This window comes from Salinicola sp., assembly GCF_982684285.1.
Window position 1 is genome coordinate 25,441 of record NZ_CEXLVS010000005.1, and the last position, 20,316, is coordinate 45,756.

Here is a 20,316-nt window from a genome sequence, read left to right on the forward strand (position 1 = left end):
AGCTCGGCACTCAACACGATGTGTCCGTCGAGAATGGCTCGGGTCTCCTCCGCCACCGGGTCCAGGGTGCCGTCTCCCTCGGTCAGCACCGTGTAGATGGCGGTGATGGTACCGCCGGTGGTGGCATCCCCCGGACCGGCGCGCTCGAGCAGGCGGGGCAGGGCGGCGAACAGCGACGGCGGATAGCCGCGTCGGGTCGGCGGTTCCCCCGCGGCCAGGCCGATCTCGCGCTGGGCACGGGCGAACCGGGTGAGACTGTCGACCAGCAGCAGCACGTCGCGGCCCTGGTCGCGGAAATACTCCGCCACGCCGGTGGCGACCAGCGCGGCGCGGGCACGCTCGATGGCCGGGCGGTCCGAGGTGGAGACGACACAGACGGTACGCCGACGCGCGTCGGCGTCCAGCTGCACGTCGAGCAGTTCGCGCACCTCGCGGCCGCGCTCGCCGACCAGCCCGAGCACCACCACCTCGGCGCTGCTGCCCTTGACGATGGCCGAGAGCAGCGACGATTTGCCCACGCCGGGTTCACCGAACAGGCCGACACGCTGACCTCTTGCCACGGTATTGAGGGCATCGATGGCGCGCACGCCGAGCGCCAGCGGCTGCTCGATCAGCTGGCGGCTCAGGGGCGCGGGCGGCTCGGCATGCACGGGGTATTCGCGCAGCGGGGGGGCCGAGTGTGCGGTGTCGCCGGGCGGGGTCGCCGCAGCGTCCAGCCACTCTCCCAGCGGGCTGATGACGCGGCCCAGCAGCGCCTCGCCGACGCCGACGCCCTGGGCGCGTCCGGTGGCGATCACTTCGCTACGGGTGGAGAGCCCCTGCAGTTCGCCGATGGGCGAGAGGATGGCGTCCTCCTCCTCGAAGCCGATCACCTCGGCGGCGACGCGACGTCCGCTGACCGGATCGCGCAGGTAGCAGAGTTCGCCGATGCTGACGCCCTCGATGCTGGCGTGAATCAGCAGGCCGCGGATCCGGCGCACCCGACCGCTGACCCGGCGCGTCTCGGTCCGGGCCAGACGCTGGCCGAGCCTTGGCAGCAGCGCGTCGAGCGCCACCGAGGCCTGTTCCGGGTCATGACGGCTCATGCCGACTCCTGGCCATCCGCCGGCGCGTCGAGCAGCGCCTGGCGGAGAACGTCGAGTTGCGAATCCACGCCGATGTCCATGACCGCGACCGGGCTTACCAGCAGGCACTGCCCCGGCCCCAGCTGGGCATCGGCTTCGACCTCGTAGTCTCCCGCGGTGGGAGGCTCCTCCGAGAGCAGCGCCGCCACTGGTGCCTCCAGCGACGGGGCCACGCGGATGCGGATCCGATGCGCCTGGCGCCACTCGCGCAGCGCCTGGCGAACGCAGCGGGCGACCAGCTCGGCCTCGTCGAACTCGCCAAGCAGCTGCCGAACCAGGTCCAGCGCGAGTTCGGCCAGCGCCGGTTCGAGACGCGCCAGGTAGCGATCCACGTCATCCCGGGTGGTCGCCAGCAGCCGGGCGGCCTGCGTCTCGCCTGCCCGGCGGCCGGCCTCGAAGCCTTCGGCATAGGCTGCGTCGCGCGCTTCGCCGAGCGCCCGTTCCTGATCGGCCGCCTGTCGACGCGCCCGGTCCAGAAAGGCGTAGCCATCGATCCAGGCCTCGGCTTCCTCGGCCCGCAGGATCACCTTGCCGGGGCGGGGCGGCAGTGAATTCATGGACGCTCATTCCGAGACGGCGCTGCCGGCTCATCGGACGGGTCCTGGGCGGCATCCTCCGCCCCCGAGACAAGCCGGTCGGCGGCGGCCAGGCGTGCGATCTCCACGGCGCCGGCGTTCGTCTCGGCACCGTCGTCTCGCGCCAGCCTGCCGAACCAGCCCAATCGCAGCCAGGCACGCAGGGTGGCGGGCTGGGCGTCGGCCCAGGCCAGTAGACAGCGTCTGCCGTCTCGCTCGACCTCCGCCTCGAAGGCGTCGAGATCGCCCAGGTCGCTCTCCCCGGCCTGCCCATGCTCCCGCTTGGCCAGTGCCAGGGCGTAGAGATCGGTGCCGAAGCGCTGTTTGACGGCCGCGACCCGAGGGGCACGAATCTCGCGGACCAGGGCGCCGGCATGGAAGATGATCCCTGCCGTGCGAGTGCAGGCCGTCAGCGCATCCTCGTCGAGCTGGCAAAGCGCTTGGTCGATGGGATCTCTCGGCGGCAGCTCGGCCTGGGCGGGGAGATCGTGACGGCGCCGGAGGCGTTCGGCCAGGCGATGCTGGAACCGCGGCTGGCGGCACCAGCGGCGTAGCGTCTCGTCGCTGGCGATGCCGTCCAGGGTGCCGATCCAGTGGGCCGGATCGATGCGCACCGGCAGCTCCGGTGATGGCGTGGGCGTTGCCGTCATGACGGGGTCGCCAGGTCATAGGGTCGTTGGCGGCGCTGGCGCCAGACCAGCCAGCCGACCACGATGCCGAGGGCGAGAATCGCCGCGATCATCAGGCCGAACAGCCAGCCGGCACGCGCCACGCTGGCGGCCGGCATCGCGATGCCGAGAAACGAACTCATGGCCGGCTGGGGGGCCGACCGTGTCTCCTCGGGCAGGGACGAGACCACCGGCACCACCGACACCTTGTCGTAGGAGAGGCCGGCGATACCGTTGGCCACCAGGGTCTTGATCTGCGGGATCAGCGGATCGATGTCCAGCGAGGGAATGTAGCGCACGAAGACCGAGGCCGAGGAGGGCGTGCTGTTCTGCTGCAGCAGGTCGTTGTCAGGCAGCACCACGTGGACCCGCGCCGACAGCACGCCGGCGATCTGGGACACGGTGTGGGAGAGCTCCTGGCTCAGCGCGTAGATCATCTGGGCGCGCTCCTGGACCGGTGACGACACCAGGCCGTTGCCCTGGAAGACCTCGCCGAGATTGGCGAACTTACGTTCCGGCAGGCCGGCCCGGTCGAGCACGTCGACCGCTTCGGCAAAGCGGCTCTCGTCGACGGTGACGCGCATCCGGCCTTCATCCTCGGCATGGCGACTGGCGGGGATGCCATTGCGTGCCAGGGTCGCCACGATGACATTGGCCTCGCGCTCGTCGAGCTGGGTATAGAGGTCGGTATCGCAGGCCTGCAGCAGCAGGGCCATCAACAGCAGCGCAATCCAGTGCAGCGGGCGTCGGCGGCTGTCCCGGGACGGGCGCGAGGGGTTGAAGCGTCGATCGAGATGCAAGTGTCATTGACCTTTCAATAGGGTATTGGCCGAGCCCGACACCTGCGTGGCACCTCGCACCACCATGGTGGTCTCGATGGAGTGGTCGAAGACCTGGCTCAGCGAGTCGACGACCTTCGCCATCTTGTCGTCGCCGATGGCGGTGGGCGTGTCGCCTGCGTCCAGCGCCGGCGTGGTGACCTTGGCGAAGCGGGCGGGCGCCTGGGCATCGGGGACCTGCGCCTGCTGCGCGAAGGTGTTGACCCGGTCGACGAAGCCGTCGAGGTTGTCGATCAGGTTCGAGCCCAGCTCGCCGGGGCTCGCGCCAGGGGGTGAGGCACCGGCCTGGCCGGCCATGTGCTCGAACAGGTTCTGCGAGGCCAGCGTCTTGGCACTCGTCTCCGATGGGGTCGGCGCGGGTGTCGTCATCGGCACCCCCACCCCCGGTGGTGTCACGGGAGTCATCATTCACCTCGCGTTCGGGCCCATGGCGGGCCGGTGTCGCTTCCAACGACGGCGACCGGTCGTCGCGACGAGTCGCCAACCGGTCGTCGTCCCTCGTCACCTCGCAGGACTCGGGCCTGGGCTTGCTACTCTTCGCCGCCCGACATGGCTTCGCTGAGCATTTCCTTCATCATCGGCATCAGAATCAGCTGCCCACCGACCTGGACCATGCCCTCGGACATCGCTTCCTGAAACTTGGCGTTGTCGACGGCGTCGTCGAAGGCCTGGGAGTCGGGGGTGGATTCGCCGGTTGCGTTGGCATTACCTACGGCATCGATAGCCATGTATCGTCTCCTTCGGTTTGGCATTGACCGATCGGCATCGAGCCGTCGGTGAGTCGTCGTACCGTTCTTCGAGAGAGCGTTCGGGAACGGTCGCTGATGAGCGTCGCCATGGGATGACGGCCCGCTCGTTCCTGCCTCTGGGTCCGGCCTGCCAGCGTCCGGGGCTCACTGGCGCCGGCAGCCGCGACATCCGCACTCACTGCTCCACGGCCGGTCGTGCCACGCTGCCGCGGAAGACTCTGACCTCATCGGGTGCCGAGGGCGCGGGCGTCCGCCTCGAATCCTCCACCCGCTGCGCCACTTCCGCCAGCCAGGCGGGCGGACCCATCGCCTCCAGACGGTGGCGGCCATCCCGGAAATCGGCGCTCAGTGGCGAACCGATCCTTGCCGCTTCGATATCGGCGCTCAAGCGCGAAACGTCCACTCCGTCGAGATCGAAGCTACGCCGGCCCAGCTCCTCGCGTGCAGCGACATGGAGCACGTAGCCGTCGAAGAACCACGCCAGCCCGTTGGACCGGCAGACCTGTTCCAGAAAGGCCTGGGCGCTGTCGGCGTGGATGTCGCCGCGGACCTCGCCGTTCACGGCACTGCTCACCTCGACCGGCAGCGACAGGTTGCGTCCGAACTCCTGCAGCACGTCGCGTACGTCCTGATCGATCACCACGTAGCGGTAGCTTCGGTCTGCCCATGGGGCGTCGGCCGCGAAGGCGCCGCTGCCCGCCAACCCCAGCATCAGCGCGACGATGATCGAGGTGCGCAACCGGGATCCTTTTCGACGAACGATCATGAAGGCCACCGCCGCAATTGCTTCGATAACCCTAGCAAGATCGCGATGACGGTTTGGTGGCCGGTTATATGTCTTTTTGTGGCTTTCGCTTGCCCTATGTAAACGACTGTCACCGTTCATTGACATGCCTCGCTGCCCCAAACCGCTGGTTCTCCGGTACGCTGTCTGTCCACTCCTCGAGCCTCTGGACTGATTCACGGATGAAGGCATCTTCTACGGTTTCTCGAATGGTCTCGACCCGCGCGGCGGCTTGCCGCAAGGGCCTGACATGGGCGGCGGTCATCGCCGTCGGGTTCGCGCTCTCCGCTTGCGCGGCGACACCGTCCGACACCCGGGAGGACCGGCTGCTCAAGCTGGCCGACGATGTCGACCAGCGCGGCGACCACGCCACGGCGGCGGCCATGTACGAACGTGCGCTGGAACAGGGGGCGCCGTCTGCCGACCTCCTGATCCGGCTGGGCAATGCCCGGCTGGCGGCCGGGGAGCCCGAGGCCGCGGCGCAAGCCTTCCGGACGGCGCTGGCCGACGACATCGACCTGGCCCCGGCGCTGCTGGGCCTGGGCACGGCCCAGCTGCGATTGGGCGAGCCCCAGGGGGCGCTGCGCAGCCTCTCGCGGGCCGCCCCCAAGCTCGACAACGTGGCCGCCTGGAGCCGTCTGGGCGCCGCGCAGGCGCTGGCGGGGCATTCCGATCGATCCGTCGAGGCCTTTGCCAGGGCGGCGAGGCTCGAACCGCAGGATCTCGACGTCCAGGCCAATCTGGCGCTGGCCGAGTCCCTGGCCGGCGACGACGCCAAGGCGATCGTTGACATGCGTCGAGTCGCCAACTCCCCCCTGGCCGAAGCGCGCCATTACCGCAATCTCATCCTGGTGCTGGTACTGGGAGGGCAGCGTGAAGAAGCCCGCCGTATCGAGATCCCCGACCTGCCGGCAGCCCGGCGCGAGTCGTTGATCGCCAGCGCCGCGCGTATCGCCGCGCTGCCCAGTGCCGCCGCTCGCGCCCAGGCCCTCGGCATGGCCCGGACCTCCCCCGCGCGCGAGTGAGTTCGGGCCGGCCCCGCGCTGCCCCTCACAGGCCATCGGTCGTCGCGGTATCGCCCATGGCACTGCGCGCCTCGCCTTCCAGCATCGCACGCCGCTCGTTGGCGCGGCCGCGATCGTCGAGCCGCTCGCGGGCGGCGTCGGCGACGGGGCCCGCCATCGGCGGTCCCATCTCCCGCCCGCGGACCAGGTCCTGGGGATTGGCCACCATCAGCTGCAGGTTCAGATCGTTGGCGCAACCCGGCGGCAGCGTCACCATGCCCTCGTCGTCGGGGGACGACTGGCACAGGTTGGGCAGGGTCGCCATCCGGCCATCCGTGGCGGCCTGGTCGCCTTCTGGAGCGGCCATCGCCACCTGGCGGTAGCCGCTGGTCCAGCTCATCGGCCCCATCGACGACTGGCAACCGGCCAGCAGCGTCGCTATCAGCAGCGGCGCAACATGACGGATCGCGGCTGTCGCGGCGAGCGGGTTGGGTGGCATGGCGGCGGTCTCCTCGCTCATTGCAGATAGAACCCGAAAGGATCATCGACGCCCGCCGACCTGGCGTGCTGTGCCGGATCGTCGCCAAGCCGGGTGTCGCGGCTGACCCGGGCCTGGTCCAGCGGCGTTCTCGGCGTCGGGGACGAGGAGGGGCGGACCAGGTAGGGCGTGATCAGGATCACCAGCTCGGTCTCGTTGCGCTGGAAACGGCGCGACCGGAACAGCTGGCCCAGGATCGGGATATCGCCCAGCACCGGGATGCGCTCGATCTCGTTGGAGGCCTGGCGCTGGAACAGCCCGGCAATGGCGAAGGTCTGGCCGCTGCCCACCTCGACGACGGTGTCGGCACGCCGCACCTGCAGCGACGGCACGTCGTAGCCGGCGATCTGAACGTTGTCGCCGGAGAGACTGCTGACCTCGGGGCGCACCTCCATCGAGATGCGGCCGTTGGGCAGCAGGGTCGGGGTGCTCAGCAGGGAGACGCCGAACTGCTTGTAGTCGATCCCCACCAGGTCGCTGTTGACCGGCACCGGGATCGGAATCTCGCCGCCGGCTAGGAAACTGGCGGTCTGACCCGAAACCGTGGTGATGTTGGGTTCGGCGAGTATCTGCAACAGGTTGTTCTGCTGCAGCGCCTGCAGCAGGCCGTCGACGCCCTCGCTGCCCGGGGAGCTTGCGATATTGCTGGTCAGCACGCCGAACGAGAACGAGCCGTTGTTGATCAGCGCATTCCAACTGACGCCGTAGCTGAGCAGTTCGTCGCGGGCGACTTCGGCAAAGCGCACCCGGATGTTGATCTGGTTGGCGCCGTCGTAGCTCGAGCGATTGAGACCGCCGTCGGCGGGCGCCTCGGCATCGAGGGCCGACTGCGTGGCCATGGCGCTCTCCACCGTCGCGTTGCGGCCCTCGGCCACCAACTGGTTGCCGGCCATGTGCAGCCTGACCTGGCTGTCGCCGTCGATACCGCGAAGCGCCTGGCTCGCTTTGGCGTCACCGTCGCGGACCTGCAGCCGCAGCGAGGCCTGGCTCTCGTCGTCGGCGCCGAGGGCGATCAGGTTGGTATCGCCGGCCTGCTTGCCGAACAGGTAGATCACCCCGGGGGAGACGACCTGAACGTCGGCGATCGCCGGGTTGGCCACGAACACCGAGGCCACCTGGCGATCGAAGCGCAGGATCCTGCCCTGGCCCGTCTCCAGCGCCAGCGTCTCGCCGGGCGTATCGACGGCGACATCGGCGTGAGCGAACTGTGCGGTCATCAGCAATGCCACCATCACCTGGAGTGCCAAGCCAAGGGCGGCGAGTAGGGGTACGCGGTTACCGCCCCTCATGAAATTGTCTGCCACTGTGCCACGAGCGTCTTCCGTCCCTGTTGTCATCGGATCCCTTGTCGAAAAGCCCCGCTGGCCGCGGGGTCTCTACTCATGCATCGAAAATCGCTTTACTCATACAACGAAAACCGCTTTTTTGTCATCAAGTTACGACTTTGCCTGCGCCTCGGACTCGCGTCGCGGCGCGGGTTTTGGCAGGCGCACCTGGGCGATCGCCTGCAGGCTGAATTCCGGTGCGATCTCCGGCCAGGCCATGACGGCCATGTCGATCTCCTGCTGCTTGAGCCACTGTTGCAGCGACGCGCGCACGTCCCCGGCGATCACGATCACCGGTTGCAAGTCGGCATCCAGCGCGTCCAGCTGTTGCTGAAACCAGCCATTGAGTGCCCGGGAGAGCGGCGCCGGCAGCCCGATGCGCAAGGACTGGGTCTCGGCGTGGCGCTGGGCGGCCCGTAGCGCCTCCTCCAGCGGGCGGGTGGCGACCCAGGCCGGCAGTACCCTGTCGCTGCGGGCATGGCGGTGGCAGATCTGGCGCGCCATGGCGACGCGGATGCGGTCGGCTAGTCGCGCGCTGTTGGACTCCTGCGGCCCCCAGGTCACCATCGCCTCGAGGATGGTGCGCATGGCGCGAACCGGCACCCCCTCGCTGACCAGGCGGCGCAGGATTTCCGCCATCTTCTGCAGCGAGACGACGCGCACGGCCTCGGTGACCAGCTCGGCATAATCCGCTTCCATGCGGGACAGCAGCGAGCGGGCCTCCTGAATGCCGACGAAATCGCCGGCGTAGCGCGTCAGCGTGCGCTCCAGGCAGCGCTCCAGCACCTGGTCCGACGTGCGATAGCGCATCCCTGCCTCCCGCAGCGCGCTGCTCGCGGAGTCCGGCAGCCACTGCCAGGAGCCGCGGCCGACCAGCGCGGGCTGCGTCTGTGCGGAGAGCTCGAGTAGCGCCAGCGTACTGGTGTCGTCGTCCAGCAGCACGCTGGCCGCCGGCAGCTCGCCGTTGAGCACGGGGACTTCGTCCAGCTCGATGGCGAAGCGCTGCGCCCCGAGGGCCGGTTCGAGACGGAGGCCGACGGTGGGGATGGCGATTCCCAGGTCGCGCTCGACGCGCTCCCGAACCGTCTGGATGCCCTCGCGCAGCAAGTCCAGCGACAGCGCGTCGGCGAGGGACGCGCTCAGGCACAGCATGACGCGATGCTGGCCCGGCTCGTCCTCGGCCAGGCGACCGGGAGCGGTGGCCTCGGCGGGCGCGTCATCCTGCCGCGGCGCGGGAGCGCCATCGTTCGGCGCGCCCTCGGCATCGGCCGTTTCCGCTTCGGCCCGCTCGCGCATGTGGCGCCGACGCAGCAGGAAGGCCGCGCTGCCCAGCAGCGCCGAGATCGCCAGGAACACGCCGGTGGCGAAGCCCGGGATGAAGGCGGCGCAGAACAGCACGGCGGCGGTCAGCCCCAGCGCCTTGGAGTTGCTGCCCAGCTGGCCGACGATCTCGCTGCCCAGGTCGCTGGCGTTGTCGGAGCTGACGCGGGTGACCACGGTGCCGGCGCCGATCGAGATCAGCAGCGCCGGGATCTGGGCGATCAGGCCGTCGCCGACGGTGAGCAGCGAGTAGGTCTCGACGGCTTCGCCGAACGGCATGCCGTGCTCGAGCATCCCGATCAGCAGGCCGCCGATCAGGTTGACGAACAGGATCACCAGCCCGGCGATGGCGTCACCCTTGACGAATTTCATGGCGCCGTCCATGGCGCCGTAGAGCTGGCTCTCGCTCTCCAGCAGCGAACGCCGGCGGCGGGCCTCGACATGGTCGATATCGCCATTGCGCATCTCGTTGTCGATGCTCATCTGCTTGCCGGGCATGGCGTCGAGCGTGAAACGCGCCGCGACTTCGGCAACCCGCTCCGAGCCCTTGGTGATCACCAGGAACTGGGCCACGGTGATGATCAGGAACACCACCATCCCGATGACGACCTCCCCGGCGATGACGAAGTTGCCGAAGGCTTCGACGATCTGGCCGGCGTCGGCGTCGAGCAGAATCAGGCGTGTGGTGGTGATCGACAGCGCCAGCCGGAACAGCGTCGCCAGCAGGATGATCGGCGGCAGCGACGAGAACTCCACCGGGTGCGAGATATAGAACGCCACGATCAGGATCAGCAGGCTGAAGCCGATGTTGACCCCGATCAGCGCGTCGACCAGGGCGGTCGGCAACGGGATGATCATCATCACAACGGCCAGCACCATGAAGACCGCGATGATCACGTCGCTGCGCTGGGAGGCGCGGCGGGCGAGGATGTTGAGTCGACCGAGAAGCTGATTCATGTCATGCCCGCTCCCGTGGTACATCGGCTTCCTGTCGGCGCTCCAGGTAGCGTTGAAAGTGGCGCCGCGCGGCGTCCCGGTCGCCGTTCAGCCACTCGGCACGGCTGCGCAGCAGGAGCAGCGTGGCGTCGCGCTGCCCCGCGGCTTCGAGACGCTCGATCACGTTGAGGGCTCGTCCGCCGTTGCCGTGGGTCAGAAAACCGCGGCACAGCGCCCTCAGGATGCCGGTGTGTTCCGGCGCCATGCGCGTGGCGATCAGCAGCAGTACCATCCCCCGCTGCGTCTGGCCGCTCTTGAGGTAGAGGTGGCCCATCAGGTGCAGCAGGTCGGCGGCATCGCGATCGTCGTTCTCTGTCATGACGGCTCCTCGTCACGGGCGTCGTCGCCACCGGGAGCATCGCCATCCTGCGGCGTCATGGCTTCGTTCATGCGACCATCCCAGGCCTGGCGCCACTCGAGCTCCTCGCCGACGACGTCCCGCGCCATCGCGACGATGTCCTCCTCCGCCTCCAGCGTCGGCAGCACGTCGTCGATCACGTGCTGGAGCAGCTCGATGCTGCGGGCGTTGTCGTAGCTGCGGGCATCTCTGGCCTCGGGTCGCTCGAGCGCGTCCAGTCGCGCGGCCAGCGGCGGCTGGTCGGCGTCGCGCGTCCGCGCAAGATCGACCGCGCGGATGAATTCGTCATCCTGCCCGGAGGATCTCTCGATGGGGCGGACTGGCTCCGGGACCGTGCCCGAGATGCGATAGCGGTCCGAGTCGACCTGGCGACCGGTGATCTTCATCGAACGATGGCCTCGTCAGCGCGGTCTCTCATTCAAAGCGTCAGCGCGAACTGGTCGTCGCCACGGCTCAGCGTGATGCGGTCCGGCTGAATCGCGGAGATCACCCATCCGGATTCGAGCGCGGCGCCGGGATAGAGTCGCTTCCCGCGGCTGTCGATGACATAGGGGCTATCGCCCAGCCACACGGCCTGCAGCTTCAAATCCGGGCGCGCCGCATCCTGCCGGGTCTTGGCGTCGTTGAGCAGCACCTGGTGGCTGCCGTAGTGCTGATCGAACCAGCGCTGCGTCCGGTCCCAGGCCGCGCTCTGCGCCGCCGCGTACTGTCCGGACACGCTCAGGTAGCCGCCATGATCGGTGACGCTCAGCGAGTCGAGGCCCGCCTCCGAGAGCTGTCGGCGCAGCGCTTCCGCCGGGCCCGGGCGCTCCCCCGACGTCAGGCGATGCGCACCGTCGAGCGCCTGGGGATCGAGAGAGGCAGCCGTGTAGCCGCCGATATTGGCGCCGGCCTGATTGACGTCGATGAATTCGTAGACCGCCAGCACCCCGAGCGTCGCTACCAGCCCGGTGAGCGTGGCACCCCGGTTGAGCGAGGTCCGCCAGCGTGGCGGCAGGGCGGGGAGCTTGGGGAGCGCTGGGATCATCGAGGGGGCGGGGGGGCGCGACAGCGCCAGCGACACGCCCTCAAAGCGCAGCTCGGCCGGGAGCTCGCCGCGCTGCCCGGTTCCCTGATGCACGACGCGACCGTTGACGACGACATCGCCGCCGATCGCCTCGACCGCCATCTGGCGTCCGTGGAACCGCAGCACCAGGTGGTCGGGCGCCACGTCGGGGTCGCCCAGCAGAATATCGGCGGCCTCGTCGCTGCCAATCCGGCAGGTCGGCTCGCCCAGATCCATCGTCGCACCGTGATGCAGCCCGGCGGTGACCGTGAGCGTCGCAACGACTTCGCCTTCCGACGCCGTGGGGGAGGTGACGGTATTCATGCGGTTGACTCGCTAATGTCGTACGAAGCGGGAAGAAATTCCTTGGCTGTCCGTACCCGGTTCATCGAGGCGGACAGCCAAGGAAGCTCCAGAAAATCGAGTAGTCTCCATCGTGGCGAGATCCGATGCGTCCCGGACGCATTGCCGCCGTTCCGGCGTGGAGCGTCGCGGGCGACGTAATTTCGCCCGCGACTTCTCCGCATCAGTTCTGCGGACGCTGCTTGGTCGCATCGAGCATGGTCTTCTTCTCGGTCGTGACCTTGGTGATTTCAGCGGATTTCTCGATCGCCTGATCAAAGACGGCCTTCAATTGATCGATGGAAGAATCAGCGCTGTCATTCGAAGTTGACGGATCGATTGCGGGCGTATCAGCCATGGTGTTTCTCCTGGTAGCGTGAAATTCAAGGTCCGCCATTCCAGCGGTTTGAAAGAGGTGCCAGACCGGGTTCTCGACATCGACCAAACTCTGGGAACGCGATCCAACGTCATTCAGACTACTGGCTCCGAATGACAATGCGACGGCTTGGAAGTAAAAGTTTGATGTTTTGCGTTTCCAGAAGGTAACGGAAGGCAAGCTAAATTGTTTTTAGCAAATTACTGATATGGAAGAATAAAAACTATATTGAACGGTCGTTCAATCCATTCCTGGTATGCACTTATTACCCCTCGTTACGTTGAAATGAGCGTTTCAAACCGCTGTGGCATTTTTCTCCATTTCAATGACTCGACATCGATCGATGAAGTGTGCGCACTAAAATGCACAATTTTCCCGCCCGATTTTCACGTGCCTGTATTTTGAGATTTTACTGAATTAGGTACGTCTGAATTTATCTGAATGATCTGTTCCCAAAACGAGACAGATTTCCAGTCTTGCTGTCTCTTTATGGCGTCACTGGCGCGGGGTTATCCCGTTGTGACGCCACGACGCACCTCCTACGCCACGGTTCGTCATTGCTGCCGCCAACGCTGAAGTCCCGGCCCGCAACCTCGTCATCAAAGTCCAACCGGCGTTAACTTGATTAACGTCAACGACATGAATTAACCGGGGTGAATTTTTCTCTTTAAATTCAATCATTTATTGCCGGTTTTCATTTTCGCGTCTATAGTCTGAGACCTCCTTGGGGAGTAGCCGATCACTACCGTGAAACCTTGCGGTCGTGATGTTCGTGTCAACACACCCGGCCATGCCGTGGCACGAACGCCGAGACCGGTTGGCGAGACCATGGGCATCCGCGGTACCGAGTCGGGTACGGCGAATGTCGTGGCAACACCACCGGCTGGAACGGACAATGAATCCTGCATCCCTGGTCATACTCGCTTTCGCCATGTCGACCGATGCCTTCGCCGCTTCCGTCGGCAAGGGCGCGGCTCTCAGGCGCACCCGGTTCCCCGAGGCACTGCGCATCGGCGCCATTTTCGGCACGGTCGAGGCCATCACGCCGGTCATCGGCTGGGCTATCGGGTTGGCTGCCACGCGGTTCGTGTCCGAGTGGGACCACTGGATCGCATTCGTGCTGCTGGGGGCGCTCGGGGCACACATGATCTGGGAAGGGTTCAAGCCGGTCCCGGTCGAGGCGGACGACGGCAGCGCGCCGGAGCGCAAATCGGTCTGGCTGCTTGCCCTCACGGCGCTGGCCACCAGCATCGACGCCATGGCCGTCGGCGTGACGCTGGCCTTCGCCGATGTGAACATCATCGTGGCGGCGGCGGCGATCGGCCTGGCCACGATGCTGATGGTCACCGTCGGTATCATGCTGGGCCGCGCGATCGGATCGCTGATCGGCAAGCGGGCCGAAATCGTGGGGGGGTTGGTCCTGATCGGCATCGGTTGTACCGTGCTCTACGAGCATCTGGTGGCCCGTGTCGCTTGAGAGCTTGCCGACAACTGGCTAGATCCTCGACAACTGTCTAGATCCATGAACTCGAACGAACCGGGAGGTCACATGGCATCACACCCCATCCGGGACAGCGCGCTAAAGGCGGCACTGCGCTCGCCCCAATTCCGACAGCAGCAACAGAAACCGAAGAGAGGCAAGGGCAGCTACTCCCGCAAAGGGCGGCCGCCCGAGGGAGGGCGCCATCGCCAAGCGGCTTGAGGCATTTTCGACCTCCGACCGTTTCGCCATGGTGCTCTCCCCTGTTTTCACTCCTGCCGACACTTCCGGCTGCTCACTGTCGGCTCTCGTCGCCCCCTCGATTCGCCATGCTTTCCGTGGTGGCGTCTATGCTGAGATATCGATCCTCTCCGGGAGCCTTCATGTCGACCTCGTCTTCGCTCTGGCAGGCCTCGCTTGCCGATTTCCAGCACGCCGTCGAAACGCGTTCCACACCGGGCTGCGGTGCCGCCGCGGCGCTGAACGGGTGCCTGGGCTTGTCGCTGATTCTCAAGGGCGTGCGTTTGCACCGGGGCGAATCCGGCCCGGATCACCACCGTCGCCGTCTGATAGACGATGGCGATGCGCTGCAGCAGGCGCTGGCCGAGGCTGTCGACGACGATGCCGCGGCGTTCGACGACTATCTGCAGGCGCAACGGCGATCGAGTGATGATGCCGCCGAATCGGACCCGTGCGATTCGGCCCTTCGCGAAGCCCGCGAGGCGTCGATTCGGATCCCGCTGGCAGCCGCCGAGCGATGTCGGCAGGGGTTGGCACTGGCGGTCGAGGCGCTGCCGCTGACCTCGCCGGCAATGCGTAGCGACACGCTGGCCGGCGCCACCATGCTCGGTGCGGCACTGGAGGCGCTGTTGATCGGGGCCGAAGCCAATCTCGCGGCGCTGCCCGATCATGCCGCGCGGCAGACACTGGAAGCGCGTTGCGAGGCGCTTCGCAGAGAAGTTCGCGAGCTCCGCCGCCGACTCGGCACCGGTGGCTGAACTCGCGACGCCGACAGGGGGTCAGCCCGTGATCAGGAGACTCCACCACGCCACCGTCAACAGCAGCAGCGCCAGCACGCGATTGAACCACTGCCACTGACGCGGTTGCCGGAACAGCCTGGCGACACCGCTGCCCACCAGCCCCCAGAGCGCCAGGCAGGGCAGCGCCACGACCCCGAACGTCAGTGCCAATACGCCGATCTGCGTCGCGCTTGATGCCGCGTCGGTGAACACGCCGACGACCGACATCGCCATCATCCAGGTCTTGGGATTGACCAGCTGCAGGCCGGCGGCCTGGCGTGCCCCGAAGGCCGGCGCGACGGAGGCCAGGTCGCCGGTATCGACTTCCGGCGGTGGGCTGCGGAAGAGCCGCCACGCCAGCCAGCTCAACCAGGCCACGCCGATCGCTGCCATCAGTCGACGCACGAGGGGGTGGGCCAGCAGCGTGTGCGACAGCCCCAAGCCAACCGTCAGCACGATCGCCGCCGCCGCCAGGCTGGCGCCAAGAACGGCGGGGAGGGCGCTTTTCCAGCCCTGGCGCGATCCCTGCGCGAGTATCAGTAGATTGGTCGGCCCCGGCGTGATCGAGGCGACGAAGGCGAACAGGGTGAACGGTAACCAGGCGGACATGATCGACTCCGGGAATAGCGTGGAGTCGGGACTATCGCGCCATTGTCACCCAAGGTCTGGAAGGTTTGAGCAGTCGCGCCCCAAGCTCGCCACGAAGCCGATTCAACCGCCCCGGACGCAGCGCTGGCGATAGTCCGCCGGCGTCAGGCCGTAGGCGCGCCGGAACCAGCGCCCCAGATGGCTCTGATCGGCGAAGCCGAGCTGGCTGGCAACCGAGGCGGGAGGCTCGCCGGCAGCGAGCCGCTGGCGGGCGAGACTCAGGCGCAGCTGCACCAGATAGGCATGGGGCGCCAGGCCGAAGGCCGACTTGAAAGCGCGGGTCAGCCGAAACCGAGCGACGCCGCACTGCTCGGCCAGCGTCTGCAGGCCGATATCCTCGGCATAGTTCGCATGCAGCAGTTCCTGGGCCCGGCGGGCGGCACGCGGCAGGCGCGGATCGGTCAATGGACGCCGACGCCAACCCAGATGCGGCACCAGGCCCTGCAGCAGGGCATCGAGGGCGTCATCGCGTTCGAGCCGCGACGTCGACTGGCGCAGGGTAGTGAAGGCGCGGGCGATTCCCGCGATCAATGGCGTATCGTCGACCAGCGTCGAGGCGAAGCCCGGTTCACCGGAAGCGGCGCCGGCGATCGCGAACTGGCGCAGCTCACGTTGCAGCCAGTCCGGGTCGAGATAGAGCATGGCGTAGGTAAAACCGCCCTCGGCCGGCGCGTGGCCGTCGTGAATCTCGCCGGGTTCGACGAAGAACAGGCGTCCGGGCGTGCTGTCGTGACGAACGCGGCGGCAGTGAAACTGCTGGACGCCCTGCTCGGTGAAGCCGACCAGATAGCTGTCGTGCCAATGGGGATCGTAGGCGTGCCCCTCGAAGTGGGCACGGATCGTCTCGATGCCGGTATCGCTGTCCTGTCGCAGATCGATCCAGTTCGTCGATGTCATGCTGCCTCCCGCCCGGCTTGCGGTCGATGCGGTACGCCGGTTCGATCCTGGCAGCATGCCAGAAACGGGACGCGGGAGTCTGGAACGTTCGTGCAGTCCGGGACCCGCCGCCGGAATCCTGGACCTTCAGTCCGGCACCGGCGCCTCGAAGGTGTCGCGGCGCCGGATCGTCAGCGTCGTGCCGATCGAGGCGGTGATCACCAGCCCGATCGCCAACCACTGCAGCGTACCCAGCAGCTGGCCCAGGAACAGCAGGCCGGAGAGCGCACCCACCGCGGGCTCGAGGCTCATCAGGGTGCCGAAGGTCTGGGTCGGCAGCCGCGGCATGGCGATCATCTCCAGCGTGTAGGGCAGCGCGGTGGAGAGCACCGCCACCGCCAGGGCGTACGGCAGCACTTCCGGGGCGAAGATCGCCGTGCCCACGTCGAGCAATCCCACCGGGGCGATCACCACCGCGGCGATGGTGATACCGAGGGTGGCACTCTGGGCGCCGTTGATCGCCCCGGCCTTCTGTCCAAACAGAATGTAGAGCGCCCAGCAGACGCCGGCGCCGAGGGCGCAGGCCGCGCCATGAGGGTCGATCGGGCCGCTGCCGCCATCGCCCAGCAGCAGCAGGCAGATCAGGCCGAGGACCGCGAGTGCCACCCAAAGCAGGTCCAGCCAGCGCCGCGACGAGAGCATCGCCACCGCCAGCGGCCCGGTGAATTCCAGCGCCACCGCGATACCCAGCGGCACGGTCCGCAAGGCCTGGTAGAAGAGGAGGTTCATGACGCCGAGGGAGACGCCGTAGATCAGCGTCGATTTCCAGGCGCGACGGCTCAGCGGCTGACGCCAGGGTCGCATGACGATCAGCAGCAGCAGGGCGGCGATGATCAGACGGATCGAGGTCGTGCCGGTGGCGCCGATGACCGGGAACAGCGACTTGGCGACGGAAGCGCCGCTCTGGATCGAGCACATCGCCACGATCAGCATGGCCACCGGCCAGACTCTGGCGAAGAATTCGCGCATGGCGACTGACATGACACCTCCCGAGGTCTGCGGCATGATGACTCGCCAAACGTGACCGCTTGTCGCCTTGGCGGCGAGCGGCAATGGACGAGAGTCGCGATTGTACGGATGGGCAATATATTGCACAACTCTAACGAGCGCCCCGACGTACTGGTGCATGTCGCCGCCAATGTCAGGCGCCTGCGGCAGGCGGTATCTTTGAGCCAGCAGGCGCTGGCCGAGCGGTCCGGTGTCAGCCGGCGCATGCTGGTCAATATCGAAAAGGGCGACGTCAACGTCAGTCTGAGCACGCTGGATCGATTGGCCGAGGCGCTGGGCGTGCTGTTCTACGCGCTGGTCCAGCCGCCGGACAGCGAGGACTCCGCGCGTATCGACGAGGTCGCCTGGGTGGGAGCGCACCCCGACAGTCGTGCTCGACTGCTGGCGAGCAAGCCGGCACGGCAGGAGGTCGAACTGTGGTCGTGGTCGCTGGAGCCGGGAGACGTATACGAATCGGCTGCGGACGACGCCGGCTGGCACGAGATGCTGGTGGTGATCGAGGGAACGCTGACCCTGAACCTCGGCGAGCGTGAGGTGACGATCGAGGCCGGCGACTTCCACGTCTATCCCAGCGACCAGCCCTATCGCTATCGCAACGATGGGGCTGGTCGACTGCGCTTCATTCGCAACGTGGTGTATTGAAGCCGAGCTGCGAGCGCGGGCGATACCGACTCTACAGCCCGGCCTTGTCCAGTCCGAATGCCTTGTCGGCGGAGCCGGGAATCGCCTGGAAGGCGATGCTGAGGCGATTCCAGCCGTTGATGGCGACGATCAGGAAGGTCAGGTCCGAGAGCTCCGCTTCGGAGAAGTGGCTGCGAACGTGGTCGTAGGCGCCGTCATCGACCCCATGCTCGGGCAGCCGGGTCAGCGTTTCGGTCCAGGCCAGGGCGGCGCGCTCGCGCGAGGTGAACAGCGTCGATTCCCGCCACAGCGCAACGTGGTGCAGGCGCAATTCGCGCTCGCCGTCGATCTTCGCCTCCTTGACGTGCATGTCGACGCAGAAGGCGCAGCCGTTGAGCTGGGAAGCGCGCAGCGTCACCAGATGCTTGATCTCCTTGATCACGTCGCTCTGCGACAGCGCCATGTTGAAATCGATGTACTTCTGGGCGGCCTGGGGAGAGGTCTGGTAGTAGTTCACTCGGGCTTTCATGTCGCTTACCTGTCTGGGTCATGGGAGTTGAGATTTGAGCACCGAGACAGGATGAAATGCGGGAAGGCGTTCTCACAGAGCCAAGAACGGTGGCGATTTCTGGGCCATCGCAAGACGACCTGCGACGCGTCAAACCACGAGCGCGGCCAGCCGGGCGGCCAGCGCGTCGGCGTGGGCGGCATCGGTGACGTTGGTGAAGCTCAGCAGCAGCCCGGACTGTCGTGTCGGGGTCAGGGACCACTCGGACAGCGCGTGCCCACCCAGCCCGGCGCTGGCGGCCCGGTTCGCGATGGCCACGTCGTCGACGTCGTCGGGAAGACGGGCCAGCAGGTGCATCCCGCCGGCTTGCAGATCGATGTGAATCCGATCGCCCAGATGGTGCTCGAGCGCTTGGCGAAGATTTTCACGGCGCTCTTTGTAGAGCGCCCGCATCCGCTTGAGGTGGCGGGCAAAGTGGCCTTCGTCGATGAAATCCGCGACCACCGCCTGAGTCAGCGTCGGGCAGCCATGGCCCAGGCGCCGCATCGCGCGCTGAAAGATCGCGACCTGAGAGAGTGGAACCACTAGGTAGGCCAGTTTGATGGCGGGGAACAGCACCTTGCTGAACGTGCCGGCATAGAGCACGCGGCCATCGTGATCGAGACTCTTCAGTGCCGGTACGGGATGGCCGTGGTAGCGATATTCGCTGTCGTAGTCGTCCTCGATCACCCAGGCATCCTCACGACTCGCCCACCTCAGCAAGGCCTGGCGTCGGGCCAGCGTCATCGTCACCCCGGTGGGGCTCTGGTGCGTGGGCGTGACGACGGCGAAACGGGCTTGGGCGGCGCGGGAATCTCCCTCTTCGACGTTCAATCCCTCGGCGTCGACGCCCACCGGCGTCAGGTGCATCCCGTCGTGCAGCAGTCGTTCACGCGCCATCACATAGCCCGGCTCCTCGAACCATCCGCTGTCGCCGGGTTTCAGCAGTGCCCGGCAGATCAGACCGAGCGTGTCGCGGTAGCTGTCGGTGATGAAGATCTGTTCGGGCTGGCAGGCGATGCCTCGCGACACGCCGAGGTAGCTCACCAGTGCGCGCTTCAGCGCCGGGTGGCCGGTCGGCGGCGGGTAGTTGAGTTCGGCGCTGGTCTGGGCCCTGAGTCGGCGATGGGCCAGGCGTGTCCACAACTTGTCGGGGAAGGCGTCCAGCGCCGGCAGCCCCAGTTGGAAGGGGAGCGGCGGTGCGAGACTAGGCTGTGGTTCCTGCCCGGTCGCCGTCTCCGATGTCGCCGCCGGTCCCGAGGCATCGGGCAGGTGTGGCGAGACGATGGTTCCCGCCGGCCCTCGCGGCAGAAAATACCCTTCGCTGACCAGCAGCTGATAGGCCAGCTCGACCGTGCCGCGCGACAGGTTCAGCTCACTGGCGAGGCTGCGTACCGAGGGCACCCGTTTGCCGGGTGGCAGGCGCCCGTCCGTCATCGCTTCGCGCAGGCGCTGATAGAGCTGCCGGTAGATCGGCAAGTTCTGCGTGCGGTCGAGCCGCAGTGGGGTATTGGACATGTCGATGTCCCAGAAGATCGAAGACGTCTTGGCGCTGCCAAGCGGGTCAGTCCGATTCTACCCTGGCTGCTCTATCAGGAGGATGTCCGATGACGACCGTTCGACTATTACTGGTGACCACGGAGCAGGAGTGTCTGCGCTGCTTCGATGTCATGCGTGAGCTTCGCCCGCATCTCGATGCACCGCAGACCTTCGTCAGCCGGATCATGCGCCAGATGGCCATGGGCTATCGGCTGTTGGCGGCGTGGGAGGGGAATCGGGTCGTCGGCCTGGCGGGCTATCGCCTGACCGAGAGCCTGCTGTATGGCCGCTTCGTCTATGTGGACGATCTCGTGGTCAGCGCAGCGGGGCGACGCCACGGTTTGGGTGCGCGGCTGATCGCGGCCGTGCGCGAGGAAGCGAGAACCCTGGGGTGTCGCCATCTGGTGCTGGATACCGGGCTGGGCATGGCGCTGGCACAGCGTTTCTACTTTCGACAAGGGCTGCTCTCCCGGGG

25 protein-coding genes are annotated in these 20,316 nt (G+C 67.0%); 6 read left to right on the top strand and 19 right to left on the bottom strand.

The features are described from left to right. From AC3AYF_RS01090 to AC3AYF_RS01120, 7 genes are all read right to left on the bottom strand, one after another. Positions 1-1,085 (bottom strand): FliI/YscN family ATPase (locus tag AC3AYF_RS01090; protein WP_295036048.1); only part of this gene is annotated, 1,085 nt, incomplete at its 3' end. Continuing rightward, positions 1,082-1,681: a type III secretion system stator protein SctL gene (gene sctL, locus AC3AYF_RS01095; protein WP_295036047.1), complete on the bottom strand. Its 600-nt coding sequence runs from the start codon at positions 1,679-1,681 to the stop codon at positions 1,082-1,084. The genes AC3AYF_RS01090 and sctL, both read right to left, overlap by 4 nt. Continuing rightward, on the bottom strand, positions 1,678-2,349 hold the full coding sequence (locus AC3AYF_RS01100) for a hypothetical protein (protein ID WP_295036046.1): 672 nt from the start codon (positions 2,347-2,349) through the stop codon (positions 1,678-1,680). The genes sctL and AC3AYF_RS01100 overlap by 4 nt, the downstream gene beginning before the upstream one ends. Continuing rightward, positions 2,346-3,167 (bottom strand): type III secretion system inner membrane ring lipoprotein SctJ, encoded by an 822-nt coding sequence (gene sctJ, locus AC3AYF_RS01105; RefSeq protein WP_295036045.1) that lies wholly within the window; start codon positions 3,165-3,167, stop codon positions 2,346-2,348. Before sctJ ends, AC3AYF_RS01100 begins: the two co-directional genes overlap by 4 nt. A gap of 3 nt (positions 3,168-3,170) precedes the next feature. Beyond that, entirely contained in the window at positions 3,171-3,614 is a 444-nt protein-coding gene (locus AC3AYF_RS01110) for a hypothetical protein (protein ID WP_295036044.1), read from the bottom strand. Between the two features lie 122 nt (positions 3,615-3,736). After that, positions 3,737-3,934 (bottom strand): hypothetical protein, encoded by a 198-nt coding sequence (locus AC3AYF_RS01115; RefSeq protein WP_149435475.1) that lies wholly within the window; start codon positions 3,932-3,934, stop codon positions 3,737-3,739. Positions 3,935-4,130: 196 nt separating this feature from the next. Then, positions 4,131-4,721: a hypothetical protein gene (locus tag AC3AYF_RS01120; RefSeq protein WP_295036043.1), complete on the bottom strand. Its 591-nt coding sequence runs from the start codon at positions 4,719-4,721 to the stop codon at positions 4,131-4,133. A 200-nt stretch (positions 4,722-4,921) separates the two neighbouring features. Between AC3AYF_RS01120 and AC3AYF_RS01125 the strand changes: the two genes are divergently transcribed. After that, positions 4,922-5,764: a tetratricopeptide repeat protein gene (locus tag AC3AYF_RS01125; RefSeq protein WP_295036042.1), complete on the top strand. Its 843-nt coding sequence runs from the start codon at positions 4,922-4,924 to the stop codon at positions 5,762-5,764. Between the two features lie 25 nt (positions 5,765-5,789). Here AC3AYF_RS01125 and AC3AYF_RS01130 read toward each other — a convergent pair whose 3' ends face one another. The 7 genes from AC3AYF_RS01130 to AC3AYF_RS01160 all read right to left on the bottom strand — a co-directional run bounded on the left by AC3AYF_RS01130 (position 5,790) and on the right by AC3AYF_RS01160 (position 12,025). Beyond that, on the bottom strand, positions 5,790-6,242 hold the full coding sequence (locus AC3AYF_RS01130) for a hypothetical protein (protein WP_149435472.1): 453 nt from the start codon (positions 6,240-6,242) through the stop codon (positions 5,790-5,792). Positions 6,243-6,259: 17 nt separating this feature from the next. Further along, positions 6,260-7,498: a type II and III secretion system protein family protein gene (locus AC3AYF_RS01135; RefSeq protein WP_295036040.1), complete on the bottom strand. Its 1,239-nt coding sequence runs from the start codon at positions 7,496-7,498 to the stop codon at positions 6,260-6,262. Positions 7,499-7,717: 219 nt separating this feature from the next. Continuing rightward, positions 7,718-9,883 carry a type III secretion system export apparatus subunit SctV gene (gene sctV, locus AC3AYF_RS01140; RefSeq protein WP_487779307.1) on the bottom strand — a complete coding sequence of 722 codons (2,166 nt, stop codon included), beginning with the start codon at positions 9,881-9,883 and terminating at the stop codon, positions 7,718-7,720. Between the two features lies 1 nt (position 9,884). Next, positions 9,885-10,241, bottom strand: a complete 357-nt coding sequence (sctY, locus tag AC3AYF_RS01145) for a type III secretion apparatus assembly chaperone SctY (RefSeq protein ID WP_149435470.1) — start codon at positions 10,239-10,241, stop codon at positions 9,885-9,887. After that, positions 10,238-10,666 carry a hypothetical protein gene (locus AC3AYF_RS01150; RefSeq protein WP_295039798.1) on the bottom strand — a complete coding sequence of 143 codons (429 nt, stop codon included), beginning with the start codon at positions 10,664-10,666 and terminating at the stop codon, positions 10,238-10,240. The genes sctY and AC3AYF_RS01150 overlap by 4 nt, the downstream gene beginning before the upstream one ends. A gap of 32 nt (positions 10,667-10,698) precedes the next feature. Next, on the bottom strand, positions 10,699-11,649 hold the full coding sequence (locus AC3AYF_RS01155; RefSeq protein ID WP_295039800.1) for a SctD/MshK family protein: 951 nt from the start codon (positions 11,647-11,649) through the stop codon (positions 10,699-10,701). 202 nt (positions 11,650-11,851) lie between these two features. Next, on the bottom strand, positions 11,852-12,025 hold the full coding sequence (locus tag AC3AYF_RS01160) for a hypothetical protein (RefSeq protein WP_188113672.1): 174 nt from the start codon (positions 12,023-12,025) through the stop codon (positions 11,852-11,854). A gap of 913 nt (positions 12,026-12,938) precedes the next feature. Between AC3AYF_RS01160 and mntP the strand changes: the two genes are divergently transcribed. The 3 genes from mntP (at position 12,939) to AC3AYF_RS01175 (ending at position 14,521) form a co-directional block, all read left to right on the top strand. Next, positions 12,939-13,520 carry a manganese efflux pump MntP gene (gene mntP, locus AC3AYF_RS01165; protein WP_149435467.1) on the top strand — a complete coding sequence of 194 codons (582 nt, stop codon included), beginning with the start codon at positions 12,939-12,941 and terminating at the stop codon, positions 13,518-13,520. A gap of 72 nt (positions 13,521-13,592) precedes the next feature. Continuing rightward, complete coding sequence (arfA, locus tag AC3AYF_RS01170) at positions 13,593-13,745, top strand: alternative ribosome rescue factor ArfA (RefSeq protein WP_149435466.1); 153 nt, start codon at positions 13,593-13,595, stop codon at positions 13,743-13,745. A 161-nt stretch (positions 13,746-13,906) separates the two neighbouring features. Further along, positions 13,907-14,521, top strand: coding sequence for a cyclodeaminase/cyclohydrolase family protein (locus tag AC3AYF_RS01175; protein WP_487779308.1), 615 nt, complete (start codon positions 13,907-13,909; stop codon positions 14,519-14,521). Between the two features lie 21 nt (positions 14,522-14,542). On the opposite strand, the gene AC3AYF_RS01180 is transcribed toward AC3AYF_RS01175, so the two are convergent. The 3 genes from AC3AYF_RS01180 to rhtA all read right to left on the bottom strand — a co-directional run bounded on the left by AC3AYF_RS01180 (position 14,543) and on the right by rhtA (position 17,107). Continuing rightward, positions 14,543-15,151 carry a LysE family translocator gene (locus tag AC3AYF_RS01180; RefSeq protein WP_149435464.1) on the bottom strand — a complete coding sequence of 203 codons (609 nt, stop codon included), beginning with the start codon at positions 15,149-15,151 and terminating at the stop codon, positions 14,543-14,545. 102 nt (positions 15,152-15,253) lie between these two features. Further along, positions 15,254-16,087: an AraC family ligand binding domain-containing protein gene (locus AC3AYF_RS01185; protein WP_487779309.1), complete on the bottom strand. Its 834-nt coding sequence runs from the start codon at positions 16,085-16,087 to the stop codon at positions 15,254-15,256. Positions 16,088-16,213: 126 nt separating this feature from the next. Next, complete coding sequence (gene rhtA, locus AC3AYF_RS01190) at positions 16,214-17,107, bottom strand: threonine/homoserine exporter RhtA (RefSeq protein WP_295039816.1); 894 nt, start codon at positions 17,105-17,107, stop codon at positions 16,214-16,216. Positions 17,108-17,215: 108 nt separating this feature from the next. On the opposite strand from rhtA, the gene AC3AYF_RS01195 reads away from it, so the two are divergent. Next, positions 17,216-17,776, top strand: coding sequence for a helix-turn-helix domain-containing protein (locus tag AC3AYF_RS01195; RefSeq protein ID WP_295039820.1), 561 nt, complete (start codon positions 17,216-17,218; stop codon positions 17,774-17,776). Positions 17,777-17,807: 31 nt separating this feature from the next. Here the strand turns inward: AC3AYF_RS01195 and AC3AYF_RS01200 are convergent, their stop codons facing one another. Both AC3AYF_RS01200 and pdxR read right to left on the bottom strand, forming a co-directional pair. Beyond that, a complete protein-coding gene (locus tag AC3AYF_RS01200; protein ID WP_295039824.1) occupies positions 17,808-18,284 on the bottom strand; it encodes a carboxymuconolactone decarboxylase family protein in 477 nt (158 codons plus the stop codon). A gap of 129 nt (positions 18,285-18,413) precedes the next feature. Then, positions 18,414-19,820 (bottom strand): MocR-like pyridoxine biosynthesis transcription factor PdxR, encoded by a 1,407-nt coding sequence (gene pdxR / locus AC3AYF_RS01205; protein WP_295039826.1) that lies wholly within the window; start codon positions 19,818-19,820, stop codon positions 18,414-18,416. An 89-nt stretch (positions 19,821-19,909) separates the two neighbouring features. Between pdxR and AC3AYF_RS01210 the strand changes: the two genes are divergently transcribed. Next, positions 19,910-20,316, top strand: a 407-nt coding sequence (locus tag AC3AYF_RS01210) for an N-acetyltransferase family protein (RefSeq protein WP_487779310.1), incomplete at its 3' end; no start/stop codon positions are given.